Below are 11,443 nucleotides of genomic sequence, written 5' to 3'. Positions count from 1 at the left end.
AGACGTGGCTGCGCCGGCTCGCGGACCTCCGCATCACCGAACTCCCCGCGCCGACCGGCCCGCCCCGTACCGGTGTGGCCGCCCTCTCGACGCCCTGCCGGATCGGTGCCGTGCTGGCGCTCGTGGTCGTCGCCGTCGGGGTCTGTGTGCACCTCGGTATGACGTTCCTGCACGTCGCGCCACCGAACACGGTGAGCAAGCAGCACCGCGAGACGATCGACGACTGGATCTACCCCGAGTTCGAGCAGAACTGGAAGCTGTTCGCGCCGAACCCCCTGCAGCAGAACACCGCCGTCCAGGTGCGCGCCGAGGTCCGTACGGCGGACGGGACCTCACGGACCACCGGCTGGTACGACCTGTCCGCGCAGGACGGCCGGGCCATCGACGGCAACCCGCTGCCCAGCCACACCCAGCAGAACGAACTGCGCAGGGCCTGGGACTTCTTCGTCGCGACGCACGACGACCGGAACAGGCCGGTGGGTCTGCGCGGGGCGCTGTCCGAGGCGTATCTGCGCCGGATCATGGCGATGCGCCTGCACCGCGCGGACGCGGCCGGCGAGGACGGTTTCGTCGACCGCGTCCAGGTCCGCTCGCGCACCACCGACGTCCCCCCGCCGGACTGGAGCGGGGAGAATGCCTCGACCACGCCGGTGTACCGCACCCTGCCCTGGTGGTCCCTGCCCGAGGACGAGACCCGGGGAGGCATCGGGTGAACCGCGTCTCATCGGCCCTGACCCGGGCGGTCGCCCGCGTCACCGACTCCGCGCTCGGCCCGTACCAGACGGCCGTGATCCGTATCGGCTTCAGCCTGACCTGGCTGCTGTTCCTGCTGCGCGAGTTTCCGCACCGCCAGGAGCTGTACGGCCCTGACGGGCCCTGGGACTTCGGCCTCGCCGAGCAGTTGGTCGCGACGAACGACGCCTTCACCGTGCTGCTCTGGTCGGACAGCCGGATCTGGTTCGAGGCGGTCTACGCGCTGGCCGTGCTGTGGAGTCTGCTGCTGCTGCTGGGCTGGCGCACCCGCACCATGTCGGTGCTGTTCATGGTGGGCGTGCTGGCGCTGCAGAACCGCAGCGTGTTCATGGGCGACGGCGGCGACAACGTCCTGCACCTGATGTCCGTCTATCTGGTGTTCACCCGGTGCGGACAGGTCTGGTCGCTGGACGCGCGGCGGACGCGGCGTGCGGCCGGGGCTCGCGCGCGGGGGGAGCGGCCCCGCGACCGGGTCGGCCCGGCGCTGTGGAGCGTCCTGGGCTTCCTGCTGCTCCTGGCCACCCTCGCGGGCCGGATGGACGGTGACCGGTTCATACCGGTGCTGCTGTGGACCGTATGGCTCGCGCAGGGGCTGTGGTGGCTGGCCGGGCGCCGCGCGGGGACCTGGCAGCCGCGGATCCTGCTGGACCTCGTCGCGAACACCGTGCACAACGGCGCGCTGCTGGTGATCATGGCGGAGGCGTGTCTGATCTACGCCACGGCCGGCTGGTACAAGGTCCAGGGCTCCCGCTGGCAGGACGGCACCGCCGTCCACTACCCGCTCCACCTGGAGTACTTCTCCCCCTGGCCGGCCCTGGCGGACCTGCTGACGGCCAGCGGCACCCTGGTGATGCTGGTGACCTACGCGACGGTCGCCGTGCAGGTCGCCTTTCCGTTCACCCTGTTCAACCGGCGGGTCAAGAATGCCCTGCTGAGCTTCATGATCCTCGAACACGCGGTGATCGCCGTCGTGCTCGGGCTGCCCTTCTTCTCCCTGGCGATGATCGCGGCCGACGCGGTCTTCCTGCCGACGTCGTTCCTGCGCCGTCTGGGAGGCCTGGCGGCGCGGGCGGCGCCGCGTCCGCGCCGGGGCGCGGTACCGCTCCCGGCACCCCGGTCCCCGGCCCGCACCGCCGCGGGCAAGGCCCCCGCCCCGGTGGAGGCGGCCCCGGCACCCGGCCGGGTGCCCGGCCCGCGCACGTAGGCTGCACGCCATGACCGACCCGCACCGCGCCGTCCCCGACCGCACCACGGGCCGGCCCGGTGACCCGGCCGGCCCGGTGTCCGCCTGGCACCGTCTGGCGGACGGCGCCGTCCTGCTCGACGGGTTCCACGCGCTCAAGCACGCCGTGCGCTTCGGGGCCGAGGTGCGCATCGCGCTCGCCGCGGACCGGGACGCCGCGCTCGCGCTCGCCGGCGAGCTGGCCGACGACGTGCGGGAGGAACTGGCCGCGCTGCTGACCGAGGTCCCGCACGGGACGTACGCCTCGCTGGTGCCGCGCCCGCACCCCACCGCCGTGGCCGCCCTGGCCGTACGCCCCTCCCGCGCGGGCAACCTGGAGAAGCTGGCGCACACCCCGCGCACCGCGCCCGTGGTGGTCCTGGACAACCCGCGCAACCTCGGCAACGCGGGCGCGGTGATCCGGCTGGCCGCCGGTTTCGGGGCGACCGGGGTCGTCACCACCGGCACCCTCGATCCCTGGCACCCCACCGTGGTGCGCGCCGGGGCCGGGCTGCACTTCGCCACCGCCGTGGAGCGGACGGACGCCGGTGAGCTGCCGGGGCCGGTCTTCGCGCTGGACCCCGAGGGCGAGGACCTCCGCTCGCTGACGCTGCCCGACGACGCGCTGCTCGCCTTCGGCTCCGAGCGCAGCGGGCTCTCGCCCGGGCTGCGCGCGCGGGCCGACCACCTGGTGGCGCTGCCGATGCGCCCCCAGGTCTCCAGCTACAACCTCGCGACCAGTGTGGCCATGACGCTGTACCACTGGAGCGCCACCGGGGGCGCGTACCAGGACTCCTAGCTAGGCCTCCCGGCGCACCTCGACGACCCGGAAGCGGTTGGAGACGAAGGCGCCGTCGCACAGGGCCGCGTTCGCCGCCGCGTTGCCGCCGGAGCCGTGGAAGTCCGAGAAGGCGGCCGTCTGGTTGACGTACACCCCGCCGGTGAGGTTGAGGGAGAGCTGGGCGGCCTCCTCCAGACAGACCTCGCGCACCGTCTCCTCGAACTCCGGTGAGGTCGTGTACGCGCCGACCGTCATCGCGCCCTTCTCGCGGATCGTGCGCCGCAGCAGCGCGGCCGCGTCGTCGGCCGAGTCGACGGCGACGGCGAAGGAGACCGGGCCGAAGCACTCGCTCATGTACGCGGCCTCGGCGTCGGGCTTCGCACCGTCCAGTTTCACGATCACCGGCGTACGGACCACCGCGCCCGGGAACTCCGGGTGGGTGATCTCGCGGGAGGCGAGGGCGACCTCGCCGAGGCCGGCGGCGGCCTCCAGGCGGGCCTTGACGTCCTGGTTGACGATGGCACCCAGCAGCGCGTTGGCGCGGGTGTCGTCGCCGAGCAGGCCGTCGACCGCCTGCGCGAGGTCGGCGGCGACCTCGTCGAAGGACTTGTGTCCCTGGTCGGTGCCGATTCCCTCGCGCGGGATCACCAGGTTCTGCGGGGTGGTGCACATCTGGCCGCTGTACAGGGACAGGGAGAACGCCAGGTTGGACAGCATCCCCCGGTAGTCGCCGGCCGACTCCACGATCACCGTGTTGACGCCGGCCTTCTCCGTGTACACCTGCGCCTGGCGGGCGTTGCCCTCCAGCCAGTCGCCGAACTCGGTGGAGCCGGTGTAGTCGATGATCCGGATCTCCGGGCGGGTGGCGAGGCTCTTGGCGATGCCCTCGCCCGGCCGCTCGGCGGCCAGCGCCACCAGGTTCGGGTCGAAACCGGACTCGGTGAGCACCTCGCGGGCCACCTGGACGGTGAGCGCCAGCGGCAGCACCGCGCGGGGGTGCGGCTTGACCAGGACCGCGTTGCCGGTGGCGAGGGAGGCGAAGAGACCCGGGTAGCCGTTCCACGTAGGGAAGGTGTTGCAGCCGATGACCAGGGCGACGCCCCTGGGGACCGGGGTGAAGTGCTTGGTGAGCGCGAGCGGGTCGCGCTTGCCCTGCGGCTTGGTCCACTCCGCGGTGTCGGGTGTGCGGATCTGCTCCACGTACGCGTAGGCCACCGCCTCCATGCCGCGGTCCTGCGCGTGCGGTCCGCCCGCCTGGAACGCCATCATGAACGCCTGGCCGGAGGTGTGCATGACCGCCTGGGCGAATTCCATGGTCCGGTCGCTGATCCGCTTGAGGATCTCCAGACAGACCACCGCGCGGGTCTCCGCGCCCGCGTCGCGCCAGGCGCGCATCCCGGCCTTCATGGCGGGAAGCAGCTCGTCCGGGTCCGTGTGCGGGTAGCTCACGCCCAGCTCGAGGCCGTAGGGAGAGGTCTCGCCGTCCACCCAGCCGTCCGTGCCCGGCTGGCCGAGGTCGAGCCGGGTGCCGAGCAGGGCGTCGAAGGCGGCCTTGCCCGCCGCCATGTCCAGGCTGCCGTTCGCCCCGTAGGCCTTGGGGTGCTCGGGGTGCGGGGACCAGTACGCGCGTGTGCGGATCGCTTCCAGTGCCTGGTCCAGGGTCGGACGGTGGCGGGCGATCAGCTCGTGCGCCGTGAGTTCGGCGGCCATGCGGGACCAACTCCTCGTCTCAGGAACTCTTCGTCGAGCTCATGGACCGGTGCGGAAACGTAGTCAGGAACGGGCGGTCAGAGTTAGGGTAACCGAACGATCGGTCGGGACAAGGGGGTCCGCCGCATCCGTGGAGAACCCCGTGCGGGAGGATCGCGCACATGACAGCACTCGACCTCAGCAGTCCCGTGGCCGTGGTCGGCACCGGCACCATGGGCCAGGGAATCGCCCAGGTCGCGCTGGTCGCGGGCCATCCCGTACGGCTGTACGACGCCGCCCCGGGCCAGGCCCGGAAGGCCGCCGACGCCATCGCCGCGCGGCTCGACCGGCTGGTGGCGAAGGGGCGGCTCGGCCCCGCCGAGCGGGACGCCGCGCGTGAGCGTCTCCGGCCCGCCGACGAGCTCACCGGTCTCGCCGGCTGCGCCCTGGTCGTCGAGGCCGTCGTGGAGCGGCTCGACGTCAAGCAGGAGCTGTTCCGCGCGCTGGAGGACATCGTCTCCGACGACTGCCTCCTCGCCACCAACACCTCCTCGCTGTCGGTCACCGCGATCGGCGGCGCCCTGCGCGTGCCCGGACGCTTCGTGGGCCTGCACTTCTTCAACCCCGCGCCGCTGCTGCCGCTCGTCGAGGTCGTCTCCGGGTTCGCCACCGACGTCACCAGCGCCACGCGCGCGCACGAGACGGCCCGCGCCTGGGGCAAGACCCCCGTCGCCTGCGCCGACACCCCCGGTTTCATCGTCAACCGGGTCGCGCGGCCCTTCTACGCCGAGGCCTTCGCGGTGTACGAGTCCCAGGGCGCCGACCCGGCCACCATCGACGCGGTCCTGCGCGAGTCCGGCGGTTTCCGGATGGGCGCCTTCGAGCTGACCGACCTCATCGGCCAGGACGTCAACGAATCCGTCACCCACTCGGTATGGCGGTCCTTCTTCCACGACGTGCGCTTCACACCGTCGCTGGCGCAACGCCGGCTGGTCGAGTCCGGCCGGCTCGGCCGCAAGGCCGGGATCGGCTGGTACGACTACACCGACGGCGCCGAGCGCCCCGAACCCCACACCGCCGAGCCCGCCGGACCGCCCGCGTGCGTCGTCGCCGAGGGCGACCTGGGGCCGGCCGCGGAGCTGCTCGCCCTGATCCGCGAGGCGGGCATCGAGGTGCGCGAGGAGGCCGAGGACGAGGGCACCCGCCTGGTACTGCCCGGCGGCGGACAGTTGGTGCTCGCCGACGGCCGGACCTCGGTGGAGTTCAGCGACGTGGTCTACTTCGACCTCGCCCTCGACTACCGCACGGCCACGCGTATCGCCCTGTCCCACAGCCAGGACACCTCCGCGCGGACCGTCGCCGAGGCGACCGGCCTGTTCCAGGCGCTCGGCAAGAAGGTCAGCGTCATCGGGGACGTCCCCGGAATGATCGTCGCGCGGACGGTGGCCCGGATCATCGACATCGCGGTGGAGGCCGTCGCCAAGGGCGTGGCCACCGAGGAGGACATCGACACCGCGATGCGGCTGGGTGTGAACTACCCCCTGGGCCCCTTCGAGTGGGGACGCCGCCTCGGCCGCGGCTGGGCCGGTGACCTGCTGGAGGAGATGCACGAGATCGACCCGTGCGGGCGCTGTGCGCCGTCCCTCGCGCTCTACCAGTACGCGCGCGCCACCCCCGGCAAGCGGGAGGACACCCCATGACCACCGCCAGGCGCGACACGTACACCCCGGAGACGCTGCTGTCCGTCGCCGTCCAGGTGTTCAACGAACGCGGCTACGACGGCACCTCCATGGAGCACCTCTCCAAGGCCGCCGGCATCTCCAAGTCCTCGATCTACCACCACGTGGCCGGCAAGGAGGAACTGCTGCGCCGCGCGGTGAGCCGGGCGCTGGACGGGCTCTTCGACATCCTCGAGGAGGAGCCGGCGCGCGTGGGGCGCGCCGCCGGGCGCCTGGAGTACGTCGTACGGCGCATGGTCGAGGTGCTGATCGCCGAGCTGCCGTACGTGACGCTGCTGCTGCGGGTGCGCGGCAACACGGACACCGAGCGGTGGGCGCTGGAACGGCGGCGCGAGTTCGACCACCGGGTCGCGGAACTGCTGAAGGCGGCGGCGGCCGACGGTGACGTGCGCGAGGACATAGAGGTGCGCCTGGTGACCCGGCTGGTCTTCGGGATGATCAACTCGATCGTGGAGTGGTACCGGCCGGACGGGCGCGGCATGGACGAGCGGGAGGTGGCCGACGCGGTGGCGCGGCTGGCCTTCGCGGGACTGCGCAAGGCCGTCTGAGGCAGGCTCCGGGCCGGAGGGCCGGAGGGCCGGGGGTGCCGTCTCCGGGCGGGCGGCGTCTCACCCCTGTGGTTCCAGGTCCTCCTCCTCGAACACCAGCAGCGTGCGGGTGCTCAGTACCTCGGGGATCGCCTGGAGCCGGGTCAGCACCACCTCGCGCAGCGCCCGGTTGTCCGGCGTGTGGACCAGCAGCAGTACGTCGAAGTCCCCGCCCACCAGGGCGATGTGGGAGGCGCCGGGCAGCTCCCTGAGCTGTTCGCGGACCGTGCGCCAGGAGTTCTGGACGATCTTCAGGGTGATGTAGGCGGACGTCCCGTGGCCGGCCCGTTCGTGATTGACGCGGGCCCCGAAGCCGCGGATGACGCCGTCCTCGACCAGCCGGTTGATCCGCGCGTACGCGTTCGCGCGCGAGACGTGCACCCGTTCCGCGATCGAACGTATGGACGCGCGGCCGTCCGCCTGGAGCATCCGCAGGATGTCCTGGTCGATGCTGTCCAGGGGGCGCGGCGGCAGAAGCGGACCGATCCCCTCCGGATCCCCGGCCATTTGTTCAGATGCCACCCGCCCCCACCTCTCCGCCGTGGACGTACTGCATCCATCTCAGGGTGTGGAGAACCGTTTGTCCACAGCCTGGTACCACCCGTAGCCAAAATGTGCCGGCGACCGAACAATCGGTTGGTGAGGCGCGTCACAGACGCCGCGCCTCCGACATCCCACGAGGAGGTGCCGTCATGACGGTCATGGAGCAGCGGGGGGCCTACCGGCCGACCCCGCCGCCCGCCTGGCAGCCCCGTACGGATCCCGCGCCGCTGCTGCCGGACGCGGAGCCGTACCGCGTCCTCGGCACCGAGGCGGCCGCCGGAGCCGACCCGGAGCTGCTGCGCAGGCTCTACGCGGAGCTGGTGAAGGGCCGCCGTTACAACGCCCAGGCCACCGCCCTCACCAAGCAGGGCCGTCTCGCGGTCTACCCCTCCAGCACCGGCCAGGAGGCCTGCGAGGTCGCCGCCGCCCTGGTCCTGGAGGAGCGCGACTGGCTCTTTCCGAGCTACCGCGACTCCCTCGCCGTCGTCACCCGCGGGGTGGACCCCGTGGAGGCCCTCACCCTGCTGCGGGGCGACCGGCACACCGGCTACGACCCCCACGAGCACCGCGTGGCCCCGCTGAGCACCCCGCTCGCCACCCAGCTCCCGCACGCCGTCGGTCTGGCGCACGCCGCCCGCCTCAAGGGCGACGACGTGGTCGCGCTCGCCATGGTCGGCGACGGCGGCACCAGCGAGGGCGACTTCCACGAGGCGCTGAACTTCGCCGCCGTCTGGCAGGCCCCGGTGGTCTTCCTCGTCCAGAACAACGGCTTCGCGATCTCCGTACCGCTCGCCAAGCAGACCGCGGCCCCGTCGCTGGCCCACAAGGCCGTCGGCTACGGCATGCCCGGCCGCCTGGTCGACGGCAACGACGCCGCCGCCGTGCACGAGGTGCTGGCCGACGCCGTGCGCCGCGCCCGCGCGGGCGGCGGCCCGACCCTGGTCGAGGCGATCACGTACCGCGTGGAGGCCCACACCAACGCCGACGACGCGGCCCGCTACCGAGGCGACGCCGAGGTGGAGACCTGGAAGCGGCACGACCCGATCGCGCTGCTCGAGCGGGAGCTGACCGGGCGCGGCCTGCTCGACGAGGCCGCCGCCGAGACCGTCCGTCAGGACGCCGAGGCCATGGCAGCCGACCTTCGGTCCCGTATGAACCAGGACCCGGTGCTCGACCCCATGGACCTCTTCGCCCACGTCTACGCCGAGCCCACCCCTCAACTGGTGGAACAGCGGGAGCAGCTGCGGGCCGAGCTGGCGGCCGAGGCCGGGCCGGAAGGGGCGCAGCGATGACCACCGTCGCCGCCAGGCCGGCCACCATGGCGCAGGCGCTCAACCGCGCGATGCGCGACGCCATGGCCGCCGACCCGTCCGTGCACGTCATGGGCGAGGACGTCGGCACCCTGGGAGGTGTCTTCCGGGTCACCGACGGGCTCGCCCAGGAGTTCGGCGACGACCGCTGCACGGACACGCCGCTCGCCGAGGCGGGCATCCTCGGCACGGCCGTCGGCATGGCCATGTACGGGCTGCGGCCGGTCGTGGAGATGCAGTTCGACGCGTTCGCCTACCCGGCGTTCGAGCAACTCGTCTCGCACGTGGCGAAGATGCGCAACCGCACGCGCGGGAGGATGCCGCTGCCCCTCACCGTCCGCGTCCCCTACGGCGGCGGCATCGGCGGCGTCGAGCACCACAGCGACTCATCCGAGGCGTACTACATGGCGACCCCCGGGCTCCATGTCGTCACGCCCGCGACCGTCGCCGACGCCTACGGACTGCTGCGCGCCGCCATCGCCTCCGACGACCCGGTGGTCTTCCTGGAGCCCAAGCGGCTCTACTGGTCGAAGGACTCCTGGAACGCCGAGGAGCCGGCGGCCGTCGAACCGATAGGCCGTGCGGTGGTGCGGCGCTCAGGGCGGAGCGCCACGCTCATCACCTACGGGCCGTCCGTAGCCGTCTGCCTGGAGGCGGCCGAGGCGGCCCGGGCCGAGGGCTGGGACCTCGAGGTCGTCGATCTGCGCTCCCTGGTGCCGTTCGACGACGAGACGGTGTGCGCCTCGGTACGGCGGACGGGACGCGCGGTCGTCGTCCACGAGTCGGGTGGCTTCGGCGGTCCGGGCGGGGAGATCGCGGCCCGGGTCATGGAGCGCTGCTTCCACCATCTGGAGGCGCCGGTGCTGCGGGTGGCCGGGTTCGACCTGCCGTATCCGCCGCCGATGCTGGAGCGCCACCACCTGCCCGGTGTGGACCGGATCCTGGACGCCGTGGGGCGACTGCAGTGGGAGGCCGAGAGCTGATGGCACAGGTGCTGGAGTTCAAGCTGCCCGACCTCGGTGAGGGCCTCACCGAGGCGGAGATCGTGCGCTGGCTGGTGGAGGTCGGCGACGTCGTCGCCGTGGACCAGCCGGTCGTCGAGGTCGAGACGGCCAAGGCGATGGTGGAGGTGCCCTGCCCCTACGGCGGGGTGGTCACCGCGCGCTTCGGCGCGGAGGGCACCGAACTGCCCGTCGGCGCCCCGCTGCTGACGGTGGCGGTGGGGGAGGGAGCCGAGGGCCGCACGGGCGAGGGGACGGGCGGCGCCGCGGACGCCACGGGCGCCGCGGGCTCCGGGACGGCACGCGGTGAGGGACCGGCCGCCGAGGGCTCCGGCAATGTCCTGGTCGGTTACGGCACCTCCGAGGCGCCGGCCCGGCGCCGCCGGGTGCGCCCGGGAGAGACGGCACCCGCCGCGCCCAGGACACCCGCGGTGCCCGCCGCGTCCGCCACCGGCGCGGTGAACGGCCGGCTCAGGACCGGGGAGTCCACCGACGCCCGCACCCGTACGCCCGGAGCCGCGGACGGGCCCGTTCCGGTGATCTCCCCGCTGGTGCGCAGGCTGGCCCGGCAGAACGGACTGGATCTGCGGGAGTTGACCGGCTCCGGACCCGACGGGCTGATCCTGCGCGCGGATGTGGAGTACGCGCTGCGTGCCGCCGCCCCGGGCCGTACGGAGGCGACGGACGGCGGACCGGGACGGCGGCCCGTCCCCGCGGGGACGCCGGCACCGGCCGCCCCCGCGGAGACCCCGGCCGTCACCCGTGTCCCCCTCAAGGGCATCCGCGGTGCCGTCGCCGACAAGCTCTCCCGCAGCCGCGCCGAGATACCGGACGCGACCTGCTGGGTGGACGCCGACGCCACCGAACTGATGCGGGCCCGCGCGGCGATGAACGCGACCGGCGCCGGCCCGAAGATCTCCGTCCTCGCGCTGCTGGCCCGGATCTGCACGGCCGCGCTCGCCCGTTTCCCTGAGCTCAACTCCTCGGTGGACGCCGGGGCCAGGGAGATCGTCCGGTACGAGGGTGTGCACCTCGGGTTCGCCGCGCAGACCGACCGGGGGCTCGTCGTCCCCGTCGTCCGGGACGCGCACACGCGGGACGCGGAGTCGCTGACGGCGGAGTTCGCCCGGCTGACCGAGGCGGCCCGGGCCGGGACGCTGACGCCCGCGGAACTCACCGGCGGCACCTTCACGCTGAACAACTACGGCGTGTTCGGCGTCGACGGCTCCACCCCGATCATCAACCACCCCGAGGCCGCCATGCTCGGCGTCGGACGCATCGTCCCGCGGCCGTGGGTGCACGAGGGCGAGCTGGCGGTGCGGCAGGTCGTGCAGCTCTCGTTCACCTTCGACCACCGGGTCTGCGACGGCGGTACGGCAGGGGGCTTCCTGCGGTACGTGGCGGACTGTGTGGAGCAACCGGCGGTGCTGCTGCGGACACTGTGAGTCCGGTGCGTCCAGCGGTTCGCCCGTTCCCCGGCCGTGTCCGCGTGCCCCCGCGTCCCCTGTGATCGCGGGGGCACGCATACTCGGGGGGTGAGCCAGTATCAGCCACCCGGTGATCAGCCCGGCCGCCGTTCCGACGGCCCGGACGGCAGCTCTGCCGCTGAGCGCTCCGGCGGGCGCTCCGGTGATTCCGTCGGTGGCCGTCCCGGGGGCCCCGGCGGCGGTCCTTCCAGCGATTCCTCCAGTGATTCCTCCAGCGTTTCCTCCGGTGATCACCGGGGCGATCCCGTCGGCGGTGGTCCTTTCCGCGACCTTTCCGGCCGCCTTTCCAGCGGTGCCGCCGGTGATCCGTCCGGCGAGGTCGCCGGACGGA

At 73.0% G+C, this 11,443-nt stretch carries 10 protein-coding genes; 8 read left to right on the top strand and 2 right to left on the bottom strand.

The window, feature by feature from the left end; genetic code table 11:
* The first annotated feature begins 8 nt into the window (after positions 1–8).
* The 3 genes from HTV45_RS17905 to HTV45_RS17895 are packed head-to-tail and all read left to right on the top strand — an operon-like array spanning position 9 to position 2,774.
* Positions 9–713: a DUF5819 family protein gene (locus tag HTV45_RS17905; protein ID WP_251692307.1), complete on the top strand. Its 705-nt coding sequence runs from the start codon at positions 9–11 to the stop codon at positions 711–713.
* The gene (locus HTV45_RS17900) at positions 710–1,957 is read left to right on the top strand and encodes an HTTM domain-containing protein (RefSeq protein ID WP_215206803.1); all 1,248 of its coding nucleotides are present in this window, start codon (positions 710–712) and stop codon (positions 1,955–1,957) included. The genes HTV45_RS17905 and HTV45_RS17900 overlap by 4 nt, the downstream gene beginning before the upstream one ends.
* A gap of 10 nt (positions 1,958–1,967) precedes the next feature.
* Entirely contained in the window at positions 1,968–2,774 is an 807-nt protein-coding gene (locus HTV45_RS17895) for an RNA methyltransferase (RefSeq protein WP_215206802.1), read from the top strand.
* Here the strand turns inward: HTV45_RS17895 and paaN are convergent, their stop codons facing one another.
* Positions 2,775–4,466, bottom strand: coding sequence for a phenylacetic acid degradation protein PaaN (gene paaN, locus HTV45_RS17890; RefSeq protein WP_215206801.1), 1,692 nt, complete (start codon positions 4,464–4,466; stop codon positions 2,775–2,777).
* 161 nt (positions 4,467–4,627) lie between these two features.
* Here paaN and HTV45_RS17885 point away from each other — a divergent pair, with 161 nt between their 5' ends.
* Complete coding sequence (locus tag HTV45_RS17885; RefSeq protein WP_215206800.1) at positions 4,628–6,145, top strand: 3-hydroxyacyl-CoA dehydrogenase; 1,518 nt, start codon at positions 4,628–4,630, stop codon at positions 6,143–6,145.
* Positions 6,142–6,732 (top strand): TetR/AcrR family transcriptional regulator, encoded by a 591-nt coding sequence (locus HTV45_RS17880; RefSeq protein ID WP_215206799.1) that lies wholly within the window; start codon positions 6,142–6,144, stop codon positions 6,730–6,732. The genes HTV45_RS17885 and HTV45_RS17880 overlap by 4 nt, the downstream gene beginning before the upstream one ends.
* A gap of 60 nt (positions 6,733–6,792) precedes the next feature.
* On the opposite strand, the gene HTV45_RS17875 is transcribed toward HTV45_RS17880, so the two are convergent.
* Positions 6,793–7,278: an Lrp/AsnC family transcriptional regulator gene (locus HTV45_RS17875; RefSeq protein ID WP_215206811.1), complete on the bottom strand. Its 486-nt coding sequence runs from the start codon at positions 7,276–7,278 to the stop codon at positions 6,793–6,795.
* Between the two features lie 185 nt (positions 7,279–7,463).
* On the opposite strand from HTV45_RS17875, the gene pdhA reads away from it, so the two are divergent.
* Genes pdhA through HTV45_RS17860 form a run of 3 tightly spaced genes read left to right on the top strand, consistent with a single transcriptional unit; the run spans position 7,464 to position 11,070 of the window.
* Positions 7,464–8,606, top strand: coding sequence for a pyruvate dehydrogenase (acetyl-transferring) E1 component subunit alpha (gene pdhA, locus HTV45_RS17870; protein WP_215206798.1), 1,143 nt, complete (start codon positions 7,464–7,466; stop codon positions 8,604–8,606).
* A complete protein-coding gene (locus HTV45_RS17865) occupies positions 8,603–9,607 on the top strand; it encodes an alpha-ketoacid dehydrogenase subunit beta (RefSeq protein WP_215206797.1) in 1,005 nt (334 codons plus the stop codon). Before pdhA ends, HTV45_RS17865 begins: the two co-directional genes overlap by 4 nt.
* Positions 9,607–11,070 carry a dihydrolipoamide acetyltransferase family protein gene (locus tag HTV45_RS17860; RefSeq protein WP_215206796.1) on the top strand — a complete coding sequence of 488 codons (1,464 nt, stop codon included), beginning with the start codon at positions 9,607–9,609 and terminating at the stop codon, positions 11,068–11,070. Before HTV45_RS17865 ends, HTV45_RS17860 begins: the two co-directional genes overlap by 1 nt.
* The last annotated feature ends 373 nt before the right edge of the window (positions 11,071–11,443 follow it).

It is taken from the genome of Streptomyces sp. CHD11, assembly GCF_018638295.1.
GTDB lineage: Bacteria > Actinomycetota > Actinomycetes > Streptomycetales > Streptomycetaceae > Streptomyces.
Note: the sequence above shows the minus strand (reverse complement) of the source record. Positions and strands in the feature narration are given on the sequence as shown.